Source organism: Rhodococcus sp. p52 (assembly GCF_000763325.2).
Lineage (GTDB): Bacteria > Actinomycetota > Actinomycetes > Mycobacteriales > Mycobacteriaceae > Rhodococcus > Rhodococcus pyridinivorans.
On the sequence record NZ_CP016819.1, the window covers coordinates 3,006,703 to 3,028,963 of the forward strand.

Annotated in this window: 18 protein-coding genes and 3 rRNA genes; 19 read left to right on the plus strand and 2 right to left on the minus strand. The window is 63.9% G+C overall.

Features of this window, described 5'->3' with window-relative positions; all coding sequences use genetic code 11:
• The first annotated feature begins 33 nt into the window (after positions 1-33).
• Entirely contained in the window at positions 34-1,113 is a 1,080-nt protein-coding gene (gene prfA, locus IM25_RS13880; protein WP_033097979.1) for a peptide chain release factor 1, read from the plus strand.
• A 33-nt stretch (positions 1,114-1,146) separates the two neighbouring features.
• Here the strand turns inward: prfA and IM25_RS13885 are convergent, their stop codons facing one another.
• Positions 1,147-1,593, minus strand: coding sequence for a hypothetical protein (locus IM25_RS13885; RefSeq protein WP_033097978.1), 447 nt, complete (start codon positions 1,591-1,593; stop codon positions 1,147-1,149).
• Between the two features lie 249 nt (positions 1,594-1,842).
• Between IM25_RS13885 and IM25_RS13890 the strand changes: the two genes are divergently transcribed.
• The 14 genes from IM25_RS13890 to IM25_RS13955 all read left to right on the plus strand — a co-directional run bounded on the left by IM25_RS13890 (position 1,843) and on the right by IM25_RS13955 (position 14,407).
• Entirely contained in the window at positions 1,843-3,045 is a 1,203-nt protein-coding gene (locus IM25_RS13890; RefSeq protein WP_033097977.1) for an IS110 family transposase, read from the plus strand.
• A gap of 123 nt (positions 3,046-3,168) precedes the next feature.
• Positions 3,169-4,092: a peptide chain release factor N(5)-glutamine methyltransferase gene (gene prmC, locus IM25_RS13895; protein ID WP_006552586.1), complete on the plus strand. Its 924-nt coding sequence runs from the start codon at positions 3,169-3,171 to the stop codon at positions 4,090-4,092.
• Between the two features lie 51 nt (positions 4,093-4,143).
• The gene (locus tag IM25_RS13900) at positions 4,144-4,806 is read left to right on the plus strand and encodes an L-threonylcarbamoyladenylate synthase (RefSeq protein WP_065996128.1); all 663 of its coding nucleotides are present in this window, start codon (positions 4,144-4,146) and stop codon (positions 4,804-4,806) included.
• A 19-nt stretch (positions 4,807-4,825) separates the two neighbouring features.
• Entirely contained in the window at positions 4,826-6,031 is a 1,206-nt protein-coding gene (locus tag IM25_RS13905; RefSeq protein ID WP_065996129.1) for an MraY family glycosyltransferase, read from the plus strand.
• A gap of 11 nt (positions 6,032-6,042) precedes the next feature.
• Positions 6,043-6,522, plus strand: coding sequence for a hypothetical protein (locus IM25_RS13910; protein WP_006552589.1), 480 nt, complete (start codon positions 6,043-6,045; stop codon positions 6,520-6,522).
• A 409-nt stretch (positions 6,523-6,931) separates the two neighbouring features.
• Positions 6,932-7,630 (plus strand): F0F1 ATP synthase subunit A, encoded by a 699-nt coding sequence (atpB, locus tag IM25_RS13915; RefSeq protein WP_006552590.1) that lies wholly within the window; start codon positions 6,932-6,934, stop codon positions 7,628-7,630.
• A 90-nt stretch (positions 7,631-7,720) separates the two neighbouring features.
• On the plus strand, positions 7,721-7,969 hold the full coding sequence (locus tag IM25_RS13920) for an ATP synthase F0 subunit C (RefSeq protein ID WP_006552591.1): 249 nt from the start codon (positions 7,721-7,723) through the stop codon (positions 7,967-7,969).
• A 13-nt stretch (positions 7,970-7,982) separates the two neighbouring features.
• Complete coding sequence (locus IM25_RS13925) at positions 7,983-8,546, plus strand: F0F1 ATP synthase subunit B (protein ID WP_006552592.1); 564 nt, start codon at positions 7,983-7,985, stop codon at positions 8,544-8,546.
• A gap of 5 nt (positions 8,547-8,551) precedes the next feature.
• Complete coding sequence (locus tag IM25_RS13930; RefSeq protein WP_065996527.1) at positions 8,552-9,367, plus strand: F0F1 ATP synthase subunit delta; 816 nt, start codon at positions 8,552-8,554, stop codon at positions 9,365-9,367.
• A gap of 60 nt (positions 9,368-9,427) precedes the next feature.
• Complete coding sequence (gene atpA / locus IM25_RS13935) at positions 9,428-11,071, plus strand: F0F1 ATP synthase subunit alpha (protein WP_006552594.1); 1,644 nt, start codon at positions 9,428-9,430, stop codon at positions 11,069-11,071.
• Between the two features lie 48 nt (positions 11,072-11,119).
• Entirely contained in the window at positions 11,120-12,103 is a 984-nt protein-coding gene (locus IM25_RS13940) for a F0F1 ATP synthase subunit gamma (RefSeq protein ID WP_006552595.1), read from the plus strand.
• A 6-nt stretch (positions 12,104-12,109) separates the two neighbouring features.
• Complete coding sequence (gene atpD / locus IM25_RS13945; RefSeq protein WP_006552596.1) at positions 12,110-13,558, plus strand: F0F1 ATP synthase subunit beta; 1,449 nt, start codon at positions 12,110-12,112, stop codon at positions 13,556-13,558.
• A 6-nt stretch (positions 13,559-13,564) separates the two neighbouring features.
• Positions 13,565-13,933 carry a F0F1 ATP synthase subunit epsilon gene (locus tag IM25_RS13950; RefSeq protein WP_006552597.1) on the plus strand — a complete coding sequence of 123 codons (369 nt, stop codon included), beginning with the start codon at positions 13,565-13,567 and terminating at the stop codon, positions 13,931-13,933.
• A 75-nt stretch (positions 13,934-14,008) separates the two neighbouring features.
• Positions 14,009-14,407 carry a DUF2550 domain-containing protein gene (locus IM25_RS13955; protein WP_371683106.1) on the plus strand — a complete coding sequence of 133 codons (399 nt, stop codon included), beginning with the start codon at positions 14,009-14,011 and terminating at the stop codon, positions 14,405-14,407.
• Positions 14,408-14,417: 10 nt separating this feature from the next.
• Here the strand turns inward: IM25_RS13955 and IM25_RS13960 are convergent, their stop codons facing one another.
• Positions 14,418-14,990 carry a cob(I)yrinic acid a,c-diamide adenosyltransferase gene (locus IM25_RS13960; protein ID WP_033097976.1) on the minus strand — a complete coding sequence of 191 codons (573 nt, stop codon included), beginning with the start codon at positions 14,988-14,990 and terminating at the stop codon, positions 14,418-14,420.
• Positions 14,991-15,048: 58 nt separating this feature from the next.
• Between IM25_RS13960 and murA the strand changes: the two genes are divergently transcribed.
• The 4 genes from murA (at position 15,049) to rrf (ending at position 22,077) form a co-directional block, all read left to right on the plus strand.
• The gene (gene murA, locus IM25_RS13965) at positions 15,049-16,329 is read left to right on the plus strand and encodes a UDP-N-acetylglucosamine 1-carboxyvinyltransferase (RefSeq protein ID WP_019288974.1); all 1,281 of its coding nucleotides are present in this window, start codon (positions 15,049-15,051) and stop codon (positions 16,327-16,329) included.
• Between the two features lie 562 nt (positions 16,330-16,891).
• A 16S ribosomal RNA gene (locus tag IM25_RS13970) occupies positions 16,892-18,413 on the plus strand.
• A gap of 304 nt (positions 18,414-18,717) precedes the next feature.
• A 23S ribosomal RNA gene (locus tag IM25_RS13975) occupies positions 18,718-21,851 on the plus strand.
• Positions 21,852-21,960: 109 nt separating this feature from the next.
• A 5S ribosomal RNA gene (gene rrf / locus IM25_RS13980) occupies positions 21,961-22,077 on the plus strand.
• The 16S, 23S and 5S rRNA genes sit together here, the layout of an rRNA operon.
• The last annotated feature ends 184 nt before the right edge of the window (positions 22,078-22,261 follow it).

Consider the following 22,261-nt stretch of genomic DNA (forward strand, 5'->3'; position numbering starts at 1 on the left):
ATTGCAAGACCGAAATCAGAGCGGAGCACACTCATGGCGGGGCAGACCAAGCCGTCGGCCATCGACGACATCCTGGCCGAATACGCGGGTCTGGAGCAGCAGCTGTCCGACCCGTCGCTGCACGACGATCCTGCGGCAGCGCGTCGGGTGGGCAAGCGGTTCGCCGAACTCGCCCCCGTGATGTCGACCTACAACGCTCTGAAGCAGGCCCGCGAGGACCTCGGGGCGGCGCGCGAACTCGCCGCCGACGACGCGACTTTCGCATCCGAGGTCGACGACCTCGAGGCGCAGGTCGCCGAGCTCGACCGCTCGCTCACCGACCTGCTCGCCCCGCGCGACCCGCACGACAGCGACGACGTGGTCCTCGAGGTCAAGTCCGGTGAGGGCGGCGAGGAATCCGCCCTGTTCGCCGGCGATCTCACCCGGATGTACACGCGCTACGCCGAACGTGCCGGTTGGCGCGTCGAGGTCCTCGGTGCCACCTACTCCGATCTCGGCGGTTACAAGGACGTCACGCTGTCGATCAAGTCGCGGACCGACGTGCGCGACGGCGTGTGGTCCCGCCTGAAGTTCGAGGGCGGCGTGCACCGCGTCCAGCGTGTGCCCGTCACCGAGTCGCAGGGACGCGTGCACACCTCCGCGGCCGGCGTCTTCGTCTACCCCGAGCCCGACGAGGTCGAGCAGGTGCAGATCGACGAGAGCGACCTGCGCATCGACGTCTACCGGTCGTCCGGCAAGGGTGGTCAGGGTGTCAACACCACCGATTCTGCCGTGCGCATCACGCACCTTCCCACCGGCATCGTGGTGACCTGCCAGAACGAACGCTCGCAGCTGCAGAACAAGGCCCGCGCGATGCAGGTCCTCGCGGCGCGCCTGCAGGCGGCGGCCGAAGAGGCGGCCGAGGCCGAGGCATCGGCGGGGCGCGCCAGCCAGGTCCGGACCGTCGACCGGTCGGAGCGCATCCGCACCTACAACTTCCCGGAGAACCGGATCACCGATCACCGCATCGGCTTCAAGTCCCACAACCTCGACGCGGTCCTCGACGGCGAGATGGAGGCCCTGCTCGACGCGCTCGGCGCGGCAGACAGAGAAGCCCGGCTCGCGGCGGAATAACGCCACGAACCGGGCTACGTCCGGGGAATCAGCTCAGTCGTCGGTTTCGCCGGGCACCTGGGCGATGTCGATACCCGGGAGCAGGAAGCACTGCTCTCCCGCTTCGTTCTCGTGCATGCCCCAGATCGCAGACAGCACAGTTCCAGCTTCGGGTTCGGTCAGAGCGGTGGGCACGCCGAACACTGCCGGGTTCGATTCCAGCGTCGCATTTCCGGTCGCCCCGGTGTTGACGTTGATCCACGAGACCGTGGCACCGCCGACACTTTTCTGGTTGATCGCGTAGAAGAGTTCGTCCCCTTCGACTGCCTTGTTCTCGGTATATGTCAACGACTGTGTTTCCGCGATTCCGGCCGGGCACAGCAATGGAGTCGGCTGAATATCGATCGGCGCGGCAGTGGCGGTTCCGGCCCCGGCGAAGGCGGCCGCTCCACCCATCGCGACCACAGCAGCTGCGCGCAGGGCACGTGATGTCTTCGTCATAAGCACTCCTTAAGTTCGTAGGTGCAGTTACTTCGTGAGAGTTACGTTGAGCTGTAACCCGGGCGGGCCGGGCGAGGCTGCATAAGGTTTGCCCACTCTCGAGTGGGGCTTGAAAGGACTGGCCACCCGACCTGTCTGGACACCTCGGACCGCTGATTGAGATCTGCGAATGATCGCTTGTTTAAGGAAATGCCGGCGGAGGCGTCCATCGGGGCCAGGCCGGAACACAAGCGAAAACGAGGAAATCCGATGACCGGTTCGCAACTGTGGGCAGGAGTCGACGTCGGCAAAGAACACCACTGGATATGCGTACTCGACACCTCCGGGACGGTGGTGCTGTCGCGGCGATGCGACAACGACGAAGCAACGATCCGTGCGGTGATCACCGAGATCGACGCCCTCGCCGAGACGGTGTCGTGGACGGTGGATCTGACCACCGCCTACGTCACCTTGTTGCTGACTGTGCTGGCCGACGCCGGGAAACCGGTGCGCTACCTGTCCGGACGTTCGGTGTGGCAGGCATCGTCGGTCTACCGCGGCGGCGAAGCCAAGACCGACGCCCGCGACGCCCGAGTGATCGCCGATCAGTCCCGGATGCGGTCGGACCTGCCCGTTCTGCGTCCCGACGACGAGTTGATCCGTGAGCTGCAGATGCTCACCGGCCACCGCACCAATCTGGTCGCCGACCGTACCCGGACCATCAACCGGCTGCGTCAACAACTCGTCGCGATCTGCCCCGGCCTCGAACGCGTCGCGCAGATCTCCTCGGACCGGGGCTGGGTGGTGCTGCTGGCCCGCTACCAGCGACCGAAAGCGATCCGCCGCGTCGGTGCGGCCCGACTGGCCACGATGCTCACCGGGGCCGGGGTGCGCCACGCCGAATCGATCGCCCGGGCCGCGGTCACCGCTGCGAAGGCGCAGACCGTGCGGTTGCCGGGGGAAGATGTCGCTGCCGAACTGGTCGCCGAATTGGCGCAGGCGGTGATCGATCTCGACGCACGTATCAGGGCCGTGGACGCGGAGATCGAGGCCCGATTTCGCCGTCACCCTCTGGCCGAAGTGATCCTGAGCTTGCCGGGTATGGGATTCCGGCTCGGCGCCGAATTCCTTGCCGCAGTCGGTGACCCCGCCCTGATCGGATCGGCCGATCAGCTCGCTGCCTGGACCGGATTGGCGCCGCGACCCAGGGATTCGGGTAAACGCACCGGGCGTCTGCACACCCCTCAGCGCTACAGCAGGCGCCTGCGCCGGGTGATGTACATGTCGGCGTTGACCGCGGTCCGCTGCGACCCCGCCTCTCGCGCCTACTATCAGCGCAAACGTGCCGAAGGTAAGCGTCCCGTCCAGGCCACGATCTGCCTGGCTCGGCGGCGCGTGGACGTTCTCTATGCTCTGCTCCGCGACCACCGCACCTGGCAACCGACTGTGCCGGTCACCGCGGTGGCGGCTTGACAGGATCATTGAGAGTCCTTTCGTTGGTCCCCGAACCCTTCGGACGCTATGGGCATGTGGCAGTTGTTGGGACGTTCTTGACCTATTCGTATCGGCTTCGTGACCACGTGGCACCCTGGACGCGTGAGTCGTCAACCTCTGCGTCTGGCCATCATCGAAGCGGCATCGGTCCTCGAGGAAGCCGGAGTCCCGAGTCCCCGGGTCGACGCCGAACTTCTCGCAGCGCACCTGCTCGGCATCGAGCGCGGGCGACTCGGTCTGGTCCCGCTCGTCGAGGCGACGACCATCGACGCCTACCGCTCGATGGTCGAACAACGGGCGAAGCGGATTCCTCTGCAGTACATCACCGGCACCTCGCCGATGGGGGAGATCGACCTGGCAGTGGGGCCGGGGGTGTTCGTCCCGCGACCCGAGACGGAACTGCTGCTCGGGTGGGCGCTGGCCTTCCTCGAACGCCACGGCAGCCGCAACCCGGTCGTCCTCGACCTGTGCACCGGATCCGGCGCGCTGGCGCTGGCGATCGCGCATGCGCGTCCCGACGCCGAGGTCCACGCCGTCGAACTCGAAGCGAAGGCCCTCGCCTGGGCGCGTCGGAACGCCGAGACCCGCGCGGAGGAAGGGGACACCCCGATCCGGCTGTACCAGGGCGATGTCACCGACCGCATGCTGCTCACCAACCTCGAAGGCAGTGTCGACCTGGTGGTCGCCAACCCGCCCTACATCCCGGAAGGAGCCGACCTCGAACCCGAGGTGGTCGAACACGATCCGCACTCGGCGCTCTTCGGGGGAGCGGACGGACTGTCCGTCATCCGGCCCATGGTTTCCAACATTGCGCGGTGGCTGCGGATCGGGGGAGCGGCAGCGGTCGAGCACGACGACACGCACAGCCTGCTGGTCGCCGAACTGTTCGAGCAGCGTCGGGTGTTCGGCGACGTCGTGCGGCACCCCGACCTCGCCGGGAAGGCCCGCTTCGTGACCGCGCACCGTGTTCCTACGGCGGTGGAGGCCGACCGCATGAAGTCGGTACGGTCTGCGGCGGACGGCTGACGGGCAGGACCCGTCCGGTGCCGATTGCGGCCGAAGTGGAAGGATGAGCGCGTGAGCACCGTGTACGACTGCAACAACGAAGCTTCGCGCGCCGCCGGACTCAACGCGGCGCGCGGCGCACTCAAGGCCGGACGACTCGTCGTCGTACCCACCGACACGGTGTACGGCATCGCTGCCGACGCCTTCGACTCCGACGCCGTAACGGCGCTCCTGCGCGCGAAGGGGCGCGGCCGCGACATGCCGGTGCCGGTCCTCGTCGGCTCCTGGACGACCATCGACGGTCTCGTCGCCTCGGTGCGTCCCGAGGCGCGGGAGTTGATCCGCGCGTTCTGGCCGGGCGGACTCAGCCTCGTGGTGCACCAGGCACCGTCCCTGGCCTGGGATCTCGGCGACCCCCGCGGCACCGTCATGCTCCGCATGCCGCTGCACCCCGTCATCCTGGAACTGCTGCGCGAGGTCGGTCCGCTCGCGGTCTCCAGCGCCAACGTCTCCGGTCGCCCCCCCGCCACGAACGTCACCGAGGCGCGCGAGCAACTCGGAGCATCGGCGAGTGTCTATCTCGACGGTGGCCCGGCAGAGCACGGGGTCGCATCGACGATCGTCGACCTCACGGGCGACCGCCCGCGCATCCTGCGCGAAGGTGCGGTGACGGCCGAAGCACTCGCGGAGGTGCTCGGTGACGATCCCGAGCGCCTTCGGTCCGGCGGGGAGTAGCGGCGGAGGAACGGAGCACGTGACTGCAGCCGACACCACCGCCGTACTGCTCGCCCAGGCCGGGCGCGGCGCCGGCGTTCCCATCCGGGAGCTTCTCCTCGTCCTGCTCACCGCCGCGGTGGTGACCTTCCTCGCGACCGGTGTGGTGCGGATCCTCGCGCTGAAGTTCGGAGCGGTCGCCGTTCCCCGCGACCGCGACGTGCACGTGACCCCGACCCCGCGGATGGGTGGGGTCGGCATGTACATCGGCCTCGTCGCGGGAATCGTCTTCGCTCAGCAATTACCTGCTCTGACAAGGGGTTTCGAATTCACCCCGGATATGGGGGCGGCGCTCGCTGCGGCCTCGATCATCGTCGTCGTCGGCATCGTCGACGACCGGTGGGGACTCGACGCGCTCACCAAGTTCGTCGGCCAGGTCACCGCGGCCGGCGTGCTCGTGATCATGGGCGTGAGCTGGATCGTCATCTACGACCCGTTCAGTGCCTCGACACTCGTACTCGACCAGCTCCAGGGCGGTCTCATCACCGTCGCCGTCGCCGCGGTGACGATCAACGCGATGAACTTCGTCGACGGGCTCGACGGACTCGCGGCCGGACTGGGGCTCATCGCCGCACTCGCGATCTGCGCGTTCTCCGTGGGTCTGCTGCTCGATCAGGGCGGCGACGTCTCCGCCTCCCCGCCGGCCCTCATGGCCGCGGCCCTCGCCGGCGCCTGCCTCGGCTTCCTGCCGCACAACTTCCAGCCCGCCAAGATCTTCATGGGCGACTCCGGGTCCATGCTCATCGGTCTCATGCTCGCCGCAATCTCCACAAGCGCCTCGGGCCTCATCCCGCTCAGCGCCTACGGTTCGCGCGACCTGCTCGGTCTGCTCTCGCCGCTGATCCTGGTCGGTGCCGTGATGTTCATCCCGATCCTCGACCTGCTCCTCGCGATCGTGCGGCGCACCCGGGCCGGCGTCAGCCCCTTCAGCCCCGACAAGATGCACCTCCACCACCGCCTGCTGCAGATCGGGCACTCGCACCGTCGCGTGGTGCTGCTGCTCTACCTGTGGGTCGGAATCCTGGCCTTCGGGGCTGTCGGTTCCTCGCTGCTCGACCGGCGGGCGGTGGTGTTGATCCTCGCGGGCGGTCTCGTGTTCGCCCTCGTCGTGACCGCTGTGCCGTCGCTGCGGCGGCACGACGAGTCGGGGGAGACGCCGCCGGAGCACTCCCGAGAGGTCGGTTAGGCTCGGATATCGTGACGAACCCGGATCATCCCGAACCCGACCACGGCCTGCCCTCGCTGCCCGACCCGATCGCGCCGATGCGCGCGGCCGTGCGGTACGGCGCCCTCGGTCTTCTCGCGCTCGCCGTCGTGGCGTCGGTGATCTCGGTGCTCGTCGCCGGGATGCCCGGTCTGTGGGGTGCACTCATCGGAGCGGCCGTCGGCGGAGGGTTCATCCTCTTCACCGCACTCGGCGTTCTCCTGACGTCGAAGATGCCGGCGATGACCGCCGGAGCCGTACTTCTCGGCACCTGGCTGCTGAAGCTGATCCTCGCCATCGTCGTGATGGGCTCGCTCGACTCGCTCGACTTCTACAACCGCAACGCGCTCGTCCTCACCATCGTGTTCGCCCTGGTCATCGTTCTGGGAGCCGAGACCTACGGGGTGCTCTCGCAACGTGCCCTGTACGTCGATCCCCAGGCGTCGTCCGGATCCGACAACGACGATCGGTAGTAGCACCGCTTGTCCATAACCCCCCACGTAGTAACCCACCTACGCACTGTCGTAGAGCAGTTGGTAGGGTGAGTTCTACGAGAGTGACGCTGCCCGCATCGGGTTCGAAGAGGGTGCGCAGTTGTGACTTCGTAGGCGGTCGTGTTCAAATGGCCGCCGAGTCGACGAGAGTCGCCGACACCGGCAGGAAGCGGGACCGTTCACGCGGTTCGGACCACTGGCGAATACGCGAGCCGACCTGGTCGACTTCTGGATCGTCAATGTCCGATCGAACCGCAGACGGCATGCCTGCGGCCGACTACGGGAGAGAGCGCTGAGCGTCACCACCTTGGCAGCCGGAGAATTCCACGCGCCGTCACTAGCTGATTTTTTCCCACCGGCAGTCCTGTTCGAAGGAACCCCCTTCGAGATGGACCGGTTGATGCTCATCCGCGTCGCCGTCGCCCTGATCGTCGCGCTGTTCTTCTTCTTCGCGTTGCGGAGTCCGAAGATCGTGCCGCGGGGCGTGCAGAACGTCGCCGAGATCATGCTCGACTTCGTCCGGATCCACATCGCCGAGGACATCCTCGGTAAGGAACAGGGACGCCGGTTCCTCCCGGTGATCGTCACCATCTTCTTCCTGGTGGTCGGTCTGAACCTGACATCGGTCATCCCGTTCCTCAACATCTCGTCCAACGCACGAATCGGTATGCCGATCGTGCTCGCGGCACTCGCCTACATCGTCTTCAACTATGTGGGCATCAAGAAGTACGGATTCTTCCGCTACGTCAAGAGCAGCATCGTCATCCCGAACCTGCCGCCCGCTCTCCACGTGCTGGTGATCCCGATCGAGTTCGTCTCGACGTTCATTCTGCGGCCGTTCACGCTGACCATTCGTCTCATGGCCAACATGCTGGCCGGTCACATCATGCTCGTGCTGTTCTTCAGTGCCACGCAGTTCTTCTTCTTCGATTCCGACGGCTTCATGAAGGTGTTCGGCATCGGTTCTCTCATCGGCGGAATCGCGTTCACCTTCTTCGAGCTCCTGGTGATCGTCCTGCAGGCCTACATCTTCGCGCTGCTCACCGCGGTGTACATCGACCTGGCCCTGCACGCCGAAGAGCACTAGCTCGACGAACGGCACGACCCACATCTACACAAAGACTGACTCGGTTGCCGACTCCCGGGGCCGAGCCACAAGAAAGGGAATGGAACACCAATGAGCGTTGCGCTTCAGGCAGCAGACGTCCTCGCCCAGGAGACCACGATCTCGGGTGCAGGCGCCATCGGCTACGGCCTCGCCGCCATCGGCCCCGGCATCGGCATCGGCATCGTCGTCGGCAAGGCGATCGAGGGCATGGCTCGTCAGCCCGAGATGGCCGGCCAGCTGCGCACCACGATGTTCCTCGGTATCGCCTTCACCGAGGCCCTCGCGCTGATCGGCATCGTCGCCGGCTTCATCTTCTGATCCGACGATCACAATGGCTGACAGCATCCTGATCCTCGCGGCAGAGGAAGGGGAGACTCCCAATCCCCTTCTCCCCGCGACATACGACATCGTCTGGTCGCTGGTCGCCCTGATCCTCGTCGGATTCGTCTTCTGGAAGTTCGTGCTTCCGATGTTCCAGAAGGTGCTCGACGAGCGTTCGGAGCTGATCGAAGGCGGCATCAAGAAGGCAGAGGAAGCTCAGGCGGAGGCTGCGGCCGCGCTCGAGCAGTACCGTAGCCAGCTCGCCGAGGCTCGCACCGAGGCGGCGCAGATCCGTGAAGAGGCCCGTGCACAGGGCCAGCAGATCATCGCCGACATGAAGGCGCAGGCCCAAGAGGAGAGCGACCGTATCGTCGCCGCCGGTCACAACCAGCTGCAGGCCCAGCGCCAGCAGATCGTGGCCGAGCTGCGTAGCGATCTCGGACGCAGCTCCGTGGATCTCGCCGAGAAGATCCTCGGCGAAGCGCTCGCGGACGACGTGAAGCGTGCCGGCTCGATCGATCGGTTCCTCGACGAACTCGACTCCCTCAGCGCTGACTCTGCATCCGGAAAGTGAGCACCATGTACGCAGCAAGCCGTGAGGCACTCGCTCATACGCGTTCCGCGTTGCAGTCCGCCCTGGGCTCGGGTGCCGCGACTGCCGCTGCGGCTCAGGCCGGTTCCGAACTCTTCTCGGTGGTCGAGGCGCTCGACAGCCAGCGCGCCCTCCGGACCGCGCTGGCCGACGCCTCGGCCCCGGCTGCCGTTCGCGAGCGGCTGGCCGAGCAGGTCTTCGGCGGCAAGGGTTCGGCCCAGACCCTCGCGACCGTCAAGGCCGCAGCGGGACAGGACTGGTCGGCACAGTCCGACCTGACCGACTCGCTCGTCCAGCTCGGCCGTGAGGCACTGCTGAAGGCCGCAGCGGACCAGGACCAGCTCGACACCGTCGAGGACGAACTGTTCCGCCTCGGTCGCATCGTGGCAGGCGACCCGGAGCTCGAGCAGACGCTCTCGGATCGCAGCACCCCGGCTTCGGCCAAGCGTGATCTGCTGACGCGCCTGCTGTACGGCAAGGTCACCGCAGTCACCGAGGCGCTGGCGGTCCACGCGGTCGGTCGGCTGAGCAAGTCGCCGGCCGAGACGTTCGACGAGTTGTCGGCGCTCGCCGCGGCCCAGCGGGACCGTGCCGTCGCGCACGTCCGCAGCGCGGCACCGCTCGATGCGAAGCAGGAGGAGCGGCTCACCGCGACCCTGACCCGCATCTACGGGAAGCCTGTGACGGTTCACGTCGAGGTCGATCCCGAGCTTCTCAGTGGATTGGTCGTCCGGGTGGGCGACGAGGTCATCGACGGTAGTGCCGCGGGTCGACTCGCTGCAGTGCGCAAGAGCCTCACGTAGTCCACTACCGAACACACACATAGATCTTTTCGAAGACCAGATACCGAGAGCAGGAAGAACATGGCGGAGCTGACGATCTCCTCCGACGAGATCCGTAGCGCGATTGACAATTACACCGCGAGCTACTCCCCGGAGGCCTCCCGCGAGGAGGTCGGCGTGGTCGTCGACACCAGTGACGGCATCGCGCACATCAGCGGTCTGCCGTCGGCGATGGCCAACGAGCTGCTGGAGTTCCCCGGTGGCGTCCTCGGCGTGGCCCTCAACCTCGAGGCCACCGAGATCGGTGCCGTTATCCTGGGCGACTTCCAGACCATCGAGGAAGGCCAGGAAGTCAAGCGGACCGGCGACGTTCTGTCGGTGCCGGTGAGCGACAACTTCCTCGGTCGCGTCGTGAACCCGCTCGGTCAGCCGATCGACGGCCTCGGCGACATCGAAGCCGATGAGACCCGCGCCCTCGAGCTGCAGGCCGCGACCGTGCTGGAGCGCCAGCCGGTCGAGGAGCCGCTGCAGACCGGCATCAAGGCCATCGACGCGATGACCCCGATCGGCCGTGGCCAGCGTCAGCTCGTGATCGGCGACCGCAAGACGGGCAAGACCGCCGTCTGCATCGACGCGATCCTGAATCAGAAGGCGAACTGGGAGACCGGCGACCCGAAACAGCAGGTCCGCTGCATCTACGTCGCGATCGGCCAGAAGGGCTCGACCATCGCGGGTGTCAAGCAGGCACTCGAGGAGAACGGCGCGATGGAGTACACCACCATCGTCGCGGCTCCGGCCTCCGACTCCGCCGGCTTCAAGTGGCTCGCCCCCTACACCGGTTCGGCCCTCGGCCAGCACTGGATGTACCAGGGCAAGCACGTCCTCATCGTGTTCGACGACCTGACCAAGCAGGCCGAGGCCTACCGCGCCATCTCGCTGCTGCTGCGTCGTCCGCCGGGCCGCGAGGCATACCCCGGCGACGTCTTCTACCTGCACTCGCGTCTGCTGGAGCGCTCCGCCAAGCTCTCCGACGAGCTCGGTGGCGGCTCGCTGACGGCCCTGCCGATCATCGAGACCAAGGCGAACGACGTGTCGGCCTACATCCCGACCAACGTCATCTCCATCACCGACGGCCAGGTCTTCCTCGAGTCCGACCTGTTCAACAAGGGTGTCCGCCCCGCCATCAACGTCGGTATCTCGGTTTCCCGAGTCGGTGGCGCCGCCCAGACCAAGGGCATGAAGAAGGTCTCCGGTTCGCTGCGTCTCGAGCTCGCGCAGTTCCGTGAGCTCGAAGGCTTCGCCGCCTTCGCCTCCGACCTCGACGCCGCGTCGAAGGCTCAGCTCGAGCGCGGTCAGCGTCTCGTCGAGCTCCTCAAGCAGGACCAGTACGCGCCCATCGCAGTCGAGGACCAGATCGTGTCGATCTACCTCGCCGGCGAAGGTGTCTTCGACTCGGTTCCGGTCGAGGACGTGCGTCGCTTCGAGACCGAGCTCCTCGAGGATCTGCACCGCAACGCCGCAGGCGTCTACGAGCAGATCGCCGGTGGCAAGGCCCTGTCCGACGAGTCGATCGAGGCCCTCCGCGCCGCGACCGCCAAGTTCAAGGAGGGCTTCATCGCCTCCGACGGCAGCCGTGTCGTGAACGAGGCAGAGGCCGAGGCCCTCGGTGCCGACGAGATCCAGCAGGAGCAGGTCTCCGTCAAGCGCACCACCGTTCGCAAGTGAGCGGGGAGTCCATGACCCAGCGTCCAGTGAAGGGAGTGTGATCGACGAATGGCGAACTTGCGCGAACTGCGCTCGCGGATCAAGTCGGTCAACTCGACCAAGAAGATCACCAAGGCGCAGGAACTGATCGCGACGTCGCGTATCACGAAGGCCCAGGCCCGAGTGGCAGCGTCCAAGCCGTACGCCGAGGAGATCACCAAGGTGCTCTCCGAGCTGGCGAGTGCGTCGGCCTCGTTGGATCACCCCCTGCTCAACGAGCGCGAGAACCCCAAGCGTGCCGCAGTGCTGGTCGTGACCAGCGACCGCGGTATGGCCGGCGGTTACAACTCCAACGTCCTCAAGGAAGCCGAGGAGCTGCGTCAGCTGCTCCTCAGCGAGGGCAAGGAGCCTGTGCTGTACGTGATGGGCGGTAAGGGCCTCGGCTACTACACGTTCCGTGAGCGTGAAGTGGCCGCTGCCTGGACGGGCTTCTCGCAGGACCCCCGTTACACGGACGCCGCGAAGGCGAGCCGTCACCTGGTCGAGCTGTTCATGGCGGGTTCGGGCACCGAGGTGCCCGCACCGAACGGCGAGGGCACCATCGAGGGCGTCGACGAACTGCACATCGTCTACACCCGCTTCGTGTCGATGCTGACCCAGACCCCCCAGGTTCGCAGAATGGCTCCGCTCGAAGTGAGCATCACCGAGGACGAGATCGACCTCGGCGAGGACATGCTCACCGACGGACGCCGCGCCACGGACAACGAGGGACCGCAGGCCGTGTACAACTTCGAGCCGGAGGCCGGAGTTCTGCTCGAGGCTCTCCTGCCGAAGTACATCAGCACGCGCATCTACGCGTCGCTGCTGGACGCGGCGGCCTCCGAGTCGGCAGCCCGTCGTACCGCCATGAAGGCCGCGACGGACAATGCCACGGAATTGGTGAACACCCTCAGCCGTCAGGCGAACCAGGCCCGGCAGGCCCAGATCACCCAGGAAATCAGCGAGATCGTCGGCGGTGCCGGTGCGCTCGCCTCGAGTGCAGGAAGTGACTGAACCACAATGACCGCAGCAGTAACCGACAACAACGCCGGTGCGGCGTCGGCCCTTGCCGGGCGCGTCGTCCGCGTCATCGGCGCCGTCGTCGACGTGGAATTTCCGCGTGGCGCCGTGCCCGAGCTGTTCAACGCCCTGCACGCAGAGGTCACTCTGCCGTCCGTGGCGAAGACCCTGACCCTCGAAGTCGCGCAGCACCTGGGTGACAACCTGGTCCGCACGATCTCGATGCAGCCCACCGACGGCCTGGTGCGTGGCGCCCCCGTCAACGACACCGGCAAGCCGATCTCGGTTCCCGTCGGCGACGTCGTCAAGGGCCACGTGTTCAACGCGCTGGGCGACTGCCTCGACGCGCCGGGCACCGGACGCGACGGCGAGCAGTGGGGCATCCACCGCAAGCCCCCGGCCTTCGACCAGCTCGAGGGCAAGACCGAGATCCTCGAGACCGGCATCAAGGTCATCGACCTGCTGACCCCGTACGTGAAGGGCGGCAAGATCGGTCTGTTCGGTGGTGCCGGTGTCGGCAAGACCGTTCTGATCCAGGAGATGATCACCCGTATCGCGCGTGAGTTCTCCGGTACGTCGGTGTTCGCCGGCGTCGGTGAGCGCACCCGTGAGGGCACCGACCTCCACCTCGAGATGGAAGAGATGGGCGTCCTCCAGGACACCGCCCTCGTCTTCGGCCAGATGGACGAGCCGCCGGGCACGCGTATGCGCGTCGCCCTGTCGGCCCTGACGATGGCGGAGTACTTCCGCGACGTCCAGGGACAGGACGTGCTCCTGTTCATCGACAACATCTTCCGCTTCACGCAGGCCGGCTCGGAGGTTTCGACCCTCCTCGGCCGTATGCCGTCGGCCGTGGGTTACCAGCCCACGCTCGCGGACGAGATGGGTGAGCTCCAGGAGCGCATCACCTCGACGCGTGGCCGCTCGATCACCTCGCTGCAGGCGATCTACGTGCCCGCCGACGACTACACCGACCCCGCGCCGGCCACGACGTTCGCTCACCTCGATGCGACCACCGAGCTCTCGCGTCCGATCTCGCAGATGGGTATCTACCCCGCTGTGGACCCGCTGACGTCGACCTCGCGAATCCTCGAGCCGGGCATCGTCGGTGCCGACCACTTCCGGGTGGCCAACGAGGTCAAGCGCATCCTGCAGAAGTACAAGGAACTGCAGGACATCATCGCCATCCTCGGTATGGACGAGCTCTCCGAAGAAGACAAGGTCACGGTCGCCCGTGCCCGTCGTCTCCAGAAGTTCCTCGGCCAGAACTTCATCGTCGCCGAGAAGTTCACGGGTCAGCCGGGTTCGGTCGTGCCGCTCGCCGACACCATCGAGGCCTTCGACCGCGTGTGCAAGGGCGAGTTCGACCACCTGCCCGAGCAGGCGTTCAACAGCTGCGGTGGACTCGACGACGTCGAGGCTGCAGCCAAGAAGATCGCCGGAAAGTAGGCCACCGTGGCTGAGATGAGCGTGGACATCGTTGCCGTCGAGGAGCGTGTGTGGTCCGGATCGGCGACTCTCGTCACCGCCCAGACCACCGAGGGCGAGATCGGCATCATGCCCGGTCACGAGCCCGTGCTCGGCCAGCTCGTCGAGGGTGGCGTCGTGTCCGTCAGGACCGCGGACGGTGAGCGGATCGTCATGGCCGTCCATGGCGGATTCCTCTCGGTGACCGCGACGACGGTGACGGTGCTCGCCGAAGCCGCCGACCGCGTGGAGGACATCGACGTCGAGGCAGCCAAGTCGACTCTGAACGATGCAGATCGTGACGAGTCGGAGATCGCAGCGGCCCGCGGCCGCCTGCGGGCTGTCGAACGAGCCTGATCGTCGAACAACGAGAAGCCGCGACGGAGCCGACGAGCAGTGTCACCTGGATTTCTGATTCTCAGTATCCTTGTGGTGCTGCTCGCGGTCTCCGTCGCGGCTTTGTTGTACCGCCTCTTTGCCCTGCGCGGCGGGGGTACCGCCGCCATTCTGCGAGTGATGCCTCAGAACGAGGGTTCCGGCTGGAGGCACGGAATCGTTCGGTACGGCGACGAGACACTCGCGTTCTACAAGCTTTCGAGCCTTCGGCCCGGACCCGACGTACGACTGACCCGTCAGGGCATCGATGTGCGTTCGCGACGGAAGCCGGAAGGCAGTGAATTCGACATCATGACCGAGGACATCGTGATCCTCGATGTGATCGACCGCGACGACTCGTACGAGATCGCGCTCGACAGCGGCGCTTTGATGGCCTTCATGTCCTGGGTCGAATCCAGGCCCGACGGCCGGTCGCAGCGCCGCCGCCCCCTCTAGAGGGACTTTCTCACGCGCCCGCTCCCGGCTTCCACAGCACGTCGCCGTCCGGGTTCGCGATCCGGCCCAGGATGAACAGCAGATCCGAGAGCCGGTTCAGGTACTTCGCGGGCAGGACGTTCGTGTCGTCGTGAGCCGCGTCCACCGCCGCCCACGCCGACCGTTCCGCACGTCGTGCCACCGTCCTGGCGGTGTGCAACAGAGCCGCCCCCGGCGTGCCGCCCGGAAGAATGAACGAGTTGAGCGGTTCCAGCTCCTCGTTGAATTCGTCGCACCAGCCCTCGAGCCGGTCGATGTACTGCTGGGTGATCCGCAGCGGCGGGTACTTCGGGTTCTCGACCACGGGCGTCGACAGATCCGCGCCGGCATCGAAGAGATCGTTCTGAATCTGTCGGAGTACCGGGATGAGCCGTTCCGGGAGCGCTCCCAGTGCGAGGGCCACACCGATCGCCGCGTTGGTCTCGTCGCAATCGGCGTAGGCGACCAGACGAGGATCGTTCTTCGAGACGCGCGAGAAGTCGCTGAGCCCCGTTGTTCCGTCGTCTCCGGTGCGCGTATAGATCCGTGTCAGGTGGACTGCCATGCGCGTCACGGTACCGGCTCTGCTCTTCCCGCGGACACGCCCGTTACGCTGTGTCGTTGTGAGTGAACGCTTTCTTGTCACAGGTGGGAACCGCCTTTCCGGCGACGTCGTCGTCGGGGGTGCCAAGAACAGCGTCCTCAAGTTGATGGCTGCGGCGCTGCTCGCCGAGGGCACCACCACGATCACCAACTGCCCCGACATCCTCGACGTGCCCCTGATGGCCGACGTCCTGCGTGGACTCGGCTGCGAGGTCGAACTCGAAGGCGACGCCGTACGCATCACGACGCCTGCCGAACCCGAGTACCGCGCCGACTTCGCGGCAGTGCGGCAGTTCCGGGCGTCGGTCTGCGTACTCGGCCCGCTGGTTGCACGCTGCCGCAAGGCGATCGTGGCGCTGCCCGGCGGCGACGCCATCGGCTCCCGTCCGCTCGACATGCACCAGGCGGGTCTGCGACTGCTCGGCGCCCATTCGTCGATCGAGCACGGATGCGTCGTCGCGGAAGCGGACGATCTGCACGGTGCCACCATCCGTCTGGCGTTCCCTTCGGTGGGAGCGACAGAGAACATCCTCATGGCCGCGGTCCTCGCCAAGGGGGACACGACCATCGACAACGCGGCCCGCGAACCCGAGATCGTCGACCTGTGCAACATGCTCGTCCGCATGGGGGCACGGATCACCGGTGCGGGCAGTACGACGCTGCGGGTCTCGGGAGTCTCGTCCCTCCGTCCCACCGAGCACCGGTGCATCGGCGACCGGATCGTTGCGGCGACGTGGGGGATCGCAGCTGTGATGACGCGGGGCGATATCGCCGTCCGTGGCGTCAATCCGAAGCATCTCGCGTTGGTGCTGGACAAGTTGCGCAGTGCCGGCGCCGAAGTCATGCCGTTGGCAGACGGATTCCACGTCGTGCAGAAGGAGCGGCCCCGTGCCGTCAACTTCGCGACGCTGCCGTATCCGGGATTCCCCACCGACCTGCAGCCCATGGCCATCGGTCTCGCGGCCATCGCCGACGGGACGTCGATGATCACCGAGAACGTCTTCGAAGCACGGTTCCGGTTCGTCGAGGAGATGGTGCGTCTCGGAGCGGACGCCCGCACCGACGGCCACCACGCGGTCGTGCGGGGAGTGGAGCAGTTGTCGAGTGCTCCCGTGTGGGCATCGGACATTCGTGCGGGCGCAGGTCTGGTGCTCGCCGGCCTGTGTGCGGACGGGGTCACGGAAGTGCACGACGTCTACCACATCGACCGTGGTTATCCGCGGTTCGTCGAGATCCTCCAGGAGCTCGGCGGAACCATCGAGCGGGTGGGTGTCGAGGAAGGCCGACTCCTGTCTCACTAGGGAGGAAACCCTGTTCGGGCCCTGTGTCCGGCGTCACCGGAAGCGATTTCGGTCCGGTCGGCGCCTCTCGGAGACATTCACCTGGGCTTTTCTCGAGGACTACCACCTCTGACCAGGCGATTTGGCAGGGAGTTGATCCTCGCGTAACTTATTCCAGGTCAGAGCGACACGGACACCGACCCGGGCCGAGAGGAACGGGACAACGAGGTTGGACGAAGGCGCCTGAACTTGGTTACGAGTCCCCGATTCTTCTGGTAAGGTCGGTGGCCCCGGAGGTCGAAGAGACCTCCTGATGGACAGTCACCCCGGAGTGAACGAACCGGAAGGTTCGGGAGCGATGGTGTGTGCGTGTTCTTTGAGAACTCAACAGTGTGCCGATGAATGTCAGTGCCAAATATTTTTGGTACTCCGCTCCATCATTTTCGATGGGGTGGGTATTTGCTGATCGTCTCATTCTTCCGTCTGGGATGATCAGTGTTTGAGCTAGTTTGAGTTTTTTTGCTAGTGATTTGACTCTTTTGTCTTTGACTGATTGCCCCTTTTTGGGGGTGATTGTGAGTCTTCAACGGAGAGTTTGATCCTGGCTCAGGACGAACGCTGGCGGCGTGCTTAACACATGCAAGTCGAACGATGAAGCCCAGCTTGCTGGGTGGATTAGTGGCGAACGGGTGAGTAACACGTGGGTGATCTGCCCTGCACTCTGGGATAAGCCTGGGAAACTGGGTCTAATACCGGATATGACCTCGGGATGCATGTTCTGGGGTGGAAAGTTTTTCGGTGCAGGATGAGCCCGCGGCCTATCAGCTTGTTGGTGGGGTAATGGCCTACCAAGGCGACGACGGGTAGCCGGCCTGAGAGGGCGACCGGCCACACTGGGACTGAGACACGGCCCAGACTCCTACGGGAGGCAGCAGTGGGGAATATTGCACAATGGGCGCAAGCCTGATGCAGCGACGCCGCGTGAGGGATGACGGCCTTCGGGTTGTAAACCTCTTTCACCCATGACGAAGCGCAAGTGACGGTAGTGGGAGAAGAAGCACCGGCCAACTACGTGCCAGCAGCCGCGGTAATACGTAGGGTGCGAGCGTTGTCCGGAATTACTGGGCGTAAAGAGCTCGTAGGCGGTTTGTCGCGTCGTCTGTGAAATCCCGCAGCTCAACTGCGGGCTTGCAGGCGATACGGGCAGACTCGAGTACTGCAGGGGAGACTGGAATTCCTGGTGTAGCGGTGAAATGCGCAGATATCAGGAGGAACACCGGTGGCGAAGGCGGGTCTCTGGGCAGTAACTGACGCTGAGGAGCGAAAGCGTGGGTAGCGAACAGGATTAGATACCCTGGTAGTCCACGCCGTAAACGGTGGGCGCTAGGTGTGGGTTTCCTTCCACGGGATCCGTGCCGTAGCCAACGCATTAAGCGCCCCGCCTGGGGAGTACGGCCGCAAGGCTAAAACTCAAAGGAATTGACGGGGGCCCGCACAAGCGGCGGAGCATGTGGATTAATTCGATGCAACGCGAAGAACCTTACCTGGGTTTGACATGTACCGGACGACTGCAGAGATGTGGTTTCCCTTGTGGCCGGTAGACAGGTGGTGCATGGCTGTCGTCAGCTCGTGTCGTGAGATGTTGGGTTAAGTCCCGCAACGAGCGCAACCCTTGTCCTGTGTTGCCAGCACGTGATGGTGGGGACTCGCAGGAGACTGCCGGGGTCAACTCGGAGGAAGGTGGGGACGACGTCAAGTCATCATGCCCCTTATGTCCAGGGCTTCACACATGCTACAATGGTCGGTACAGAGGGCTGCGATACCGTGAGGTGGAGCGAATCCCTTAAAGCCGGTCTCAGTTCGGATCGGGGTCTGCAACTCGACCCCGTGAAGTCGGAGTCGCTAGTAATCGCAGATCAGCAACGCTGCGGTGAATACGTTCCCGGGCCTTGTACACACCGCCCGTCACGTCATGAAAGTCGGTAACACCCGAAGCCGGTGGCCTAACCCCTTGTGGGAGGGAGCCGTCGAAGGTGGGATCGGCGATTGGGACGAAGTCGTAACAAGGTAGCCGTACCGGAAGGTGCGGCTGGATCACCTCCTTTCTAAGGAGCATTTCTCCCGGCGAGGGGTCACACAGGTGACTTCCTTACGGGCAGAGACTGTTTCGTTCCCGCAGGTGGAACGGCAGAAGCTCATGGGTGGAACGCTGACAAGCATTTTCTTCATTACTGCGGGCCCGAGTGCCGGCAGGAAGAAAGTTATATCGGTGCACTGTTGGGTCCTGAGAGAACACGCGAGTGTTTTGTCAGCGACGATGACTTACGAAGGCGGTTGGCCGTGTGGCCGGCGTTGGTAGGGGTTGTTGTGTGTTGTTTGAGAACTGCACAGTGGACGCGAGCATCTTTGTTGTAAGTGTTTATGAGCGTACGGTGGATGCCTTGGCACCAGGAGCCGATGAAGGACGTGGGAGGCTGCGATATGCCTCGGGGAGCTGTCAACCGAGCTGTGATCCGAGGATTTCCGAATGGGGAAACCCAGCACGAGTGATGTCGTGTTACCCGCATCTGAATATATAGGGTGTGTGGAGGGAACGTGGGGAAGTGAAACATCTCAGTACCCACAGGAAGAGAAAACAACAGTGATTCCGTGAGTAGTGGCGAGCGAAAGCGGATGAGGCTAAACCATGGGTGTGTGATAGCTGGCAGGCGTTGCATCCGTGGGGTTGTGGGGCTTTTCTTCCCGTCACTGTCATGACGGGCGAGAGTAAGAAACCGGTTGGTTAGTCGAAGTGGTCTGGAACGGCCTGTCGTAGAGGGTGAGAATCCCGTAGACGAAAACTTGCCGGCTCTCGTGAGAAGTACCCGAGTAGCACCGGGCCCGTGAAATCCGGTGTGAATCTGTCGGGACCACCCGATAAGCCTGAATACTCCCTGGTGACCGATAGCGGACTAGTACCGTGAGGGAAAGGTGAAAAGTACCCCGGGAGGGGAGTGAAATAGTACCTGAAACCGTGCGCTTACAATCCGTCAGAGCCGATGCACGATTCAGTTCGTGGTGGGTGATGGCGTGCCTTTTGAAGAATGAGCCTGCGAGTTAGTGGCATGTCGCGAGGTTAACCCGTGTGGGGTAGTCGTAGCGAAAGCGAGTCCGAATAGGGCGCATGTAGTGGCATGTTCTAGACCCGAAGCGGAGTGATCTACCCATGGCCAGGGTGAAGCGATGGTAAGACGTCGTGGAGGCCCGAACCCACTTAGGTTGAAAACTGAGGGGATGAGTTGTGGGTAGGGGTGAAAGGCCAATCAAACTCCGTGATAGCTGGTTCTCCCCGAAATGCATTTAGGTGCAGCGTCGCGTGTTTCTCACCGGAGGTAGAGCTACTGGATGGTCTAGGGGGCCCACAAGCTTACCGAAATCAGCCAAACTCCGAATGCCGGTGAGTGAGAGCGCGGCAGTGAGACTGCGGGGGATAAGCTTCGTAGTCGAGAGGGAAACAGCCCAGATCGCCGGCTAAGGCCCCTAAGCGTGTACTAAGTGGAAAAGGATGTGGGATCGCTGAGACAACCAGGAGGTTGGCTTAGAAGCAGCCACCCTTGAAAGAGTGCGTAATAGCTCACTGGTCAAGTGGTTCTGCGCCGACAATGTAGCGGGGCTCAAGTACACCGCCGAAGCCGCGGCACTCACACAACACCCATTCGTTCCTGCGGGAACGTGTGCAGTGGTGTGGGTGGGTAGGGGAGCGTCGTGCAGCCGTGGAAGCGCCGGAGTGATCCAGGTGTGGAGGCTGCGCGAGTGAGAATGCAGGCATGAGTAGCGAAAGACGAGTGAGAAACTCGTCCGCCGGATGACCAAGGGTTCCTGGGCCAGGTTAATCCGCCCAGGGTGAGTCGGGACCTAAGGCGAGGCCGACAGGCGTAGTCGATGGACAACGGGTTGATATTCCCGTACCCGTGTATCCGCGCCCAATGGCGAATCAGTTGTGCTAACCGTCCAAAAGTTTCCGCTGTTCCTTCGGGAACTGTGGGGATGGCTGCACGGGACCCTGATTGTAGTAGTCAAGCGATGGGGTGACGCAGGAAGGTAGCTGGGCCAGGTGATGGAGTACCTGGTGTAAGCCGGTAGGGCGAATGGTAGGCAAATCCGCCATTCATCAAGCCTGAGAGGTGATGCGTACCCGTTGAGGGGAATTCAGTGATCCTATGCTGCCGAGAAAAGCCTCTAGTGAGTTGGTACACGGCCCGTACCCCAAACCGACACAGGTGGTCAGGTAGAGAATACCGAGGCGATCGAGAGAACTGTGGTTAAGGAACTCGGCAAAATGCCCCCGTAACTTCGGGAGAAGGGGGACCACGCTCGGTGACGGCCCTTGCGGTCCGAGCTGGGGGTGGTCGCAGAGACCAGAGAGAAGCGACTGTTTACTAAAAACACAGGTCCGTGCGAAGTCGTAAGACGATGTATACGGACTGACGCCTGCCCGGTGCTGGAAGGTTAAGAGGACCGGTTAGCGGAGCAATCCGCGAAGCTGAGAATTTAAGCCCCAGTAAACGGCGGTGGTAACTATAACCATCCTAAGGTAGCGAAATTCCTTGTCGGGTAAGTTCCGACCTGCACGAATGGCGTAACGACTTCTCTGCTGTCTCGACCACAGACTCGGCGAAATTGCATTACGAGTAAAGATGCTCGTTACGCGCGGCAGGACGAAAAGACCCCGGGACCTTCACTATAGCTTGGTATTGGTGTTCGGTTCGGTTTGTGTAGGATAGGTGGGAGACTGTGAAGCTCATACGCCAGTATGGGTGGAGTCGTTGTTGAAATACCACTCTGATCGTATTGGACCTCTAACCTCGGACCATGATCTGGTTCAGGGACAGTGCCTGGTGGGTAGTTTAACTGGGGCGGTTGCCTCCCAAAATGTAACGGAGGCGCCCAAAGGTTCCCTCAGCCTGGTTGGCAATCAGGTGTCGAGTGCAAGTGCACAAGGGAGCTTGACTGTGAGACTGACAGGTCGAGCAGGGACGAAAGTCGGGACTAGTGATCCGGCACCGGCATGTGGAAGCGGTGTCGCTCAACGGATAAAAGGTACCCCGGGGATAACAGGCTGATCTTCCCCAAGAGTCCATATCGACGGGATGGTTTGGCACCTCGATGTCGGCTCGTCGCATCCTGGGGCTGGAGTAGGTCCCAAGGGTTGGGCTGTTCGCCCATTAAAGCGGCACGCGAGCTGGGTTTAGAACGTCGTGAGACAGTTCGGTCTCTATCCGCCGCGCGCGTTAGAAACTTGAGGAAGGCTGTCCCTAGTACGAGAGGACCGGGACGGACGAACCTCTGGTGTGCCAGTTGTCCCGCCAGGGGCATGGCTGGTTGGCTACGTTCGGAAGGGATAACCGCTGAAAGCATCTAAGCGGGAAGCCTGTTCCAAGATGAGGTTTCTCACCCCCTCGAGGGGGTAAGGCCCCCGGCAGACCACCGGGTTGATAGGCCGGAACTGGAAGCCCAGCAATGGGTGGAGGTGACCGGTACTAATAGGCCGAGGACTTACCACGAAGATGTTACGCGTCCACTGTGCGGTATCTGAAACAACACACACAGATCCGAAAATCCTGCAGCAGCAGGTGATTCGAGGAATCTGCGTGGACTATTGTTTCATAGAGTTACGGCGGTCATAGCGACAGGGAAACGCCCGGTCCCATTCCGAACCCGGAAGCTAAGCCTGTCTGCGCCGATGGTACTGCACTCGACAGGGTGTGGGAGAGTAGGACACCGCCGAACACCCGTTCCGAAAGGGGACCCACACTGTGGGTCCCCTTTCGTGTTCTCCGGGCTCTCTCCGGACCGTCGGATGATCCCATCTCACGGGAAAGTACTCACGCTCCGAACGGTTCTCGGGTACGGTGCGCCCCTTTTCCATCGCCGGCGCCCGGCCGATCACGACCTCGTAACAAACACGCCCTGT

What these genes read in the sequence shown, in the direction of transcription:
- IM25_RS13940 (WP_006552595.1), top strand. Translation starts at nt 11,120, where the DNA reads ATGGCGAACTTGCGCGAACTGCGCTCGCGGATCAAGTCGGTCAACTCG.
- prfA (WP_033097979.1), top strand. Translation starts at nt 34, where the DNA reads ATGGCGGGGCAGACCAAGCCGTCGGCCATCGACGACATCCTGGCCGAA.
- IM25_RS13960 (WP_033097976.1), bottom strand. Translation starts at nt 14,990, where the DNA reads ATGGCAGTCCACCTGACACGGATCTATACGCGCACCGGAGACGACGGA.
- IM25_RS13885 (WP_033097978.1), bottom strand. Translation starts at nt 1,593, where the DNA reads ATGACGAAGACATCACGTGCCCTGCGCGCAGCTGCTGTGGTCGCGATG.
- IM25_RS13930 (WP_065996527.1), top strand. Translation starts at nt 8,552, where the DNA reads ATGTACGCAGCAAGCCGTGAGGCACTCGCTCATACGCGTTCCGCGTTG.
- IM25_RS13925 (WP_006552592.1), top strand. Translation starts at nt 7,983, where the DNA reads ATGGCTGACAGCATCCTGATCCTCGCGGCAGAGGAAGGGGAGACTCCC.
- atpB (WP_006552590.1), top strand. Translation starts at nt 6,932, where the DNA reads ATGGACCGGTTGATGCTCATCCGCGTCGCCGTCGCCCTGATCGTCGCG.
- atpA (WP_006552594.1), top strand. Translation starts at nt 9,428, where the DNA reads ATGGCGGAGCTGACGATCTCCTCCGACGAGATCCGTAGCGCGATTGAC.
- IM25_RS13890 (WP_033097977.1), top strand. Translation starts at nt 1,843, where the DNA reads ATGACCGGTTCGCAACTGTGGGCAGGAGTCGACGTCGGCAAAGAACAC.
- IM25_RS13920 (WP_006552591.1), top strand. Translation starts at nt 7,721, where the DNA reads ATGAGCGTTGCGCTTCAGGCAGCAGACGTCCTCGCCCAGGAGACCACG.
- atpD (WP_006552596.1), top strand. Translation starts at nt 12,110, where the DNA reads ATGACCGCAGCAGTAACCGACAACAACGCCGGTGCGGCGTCGGCCCTT.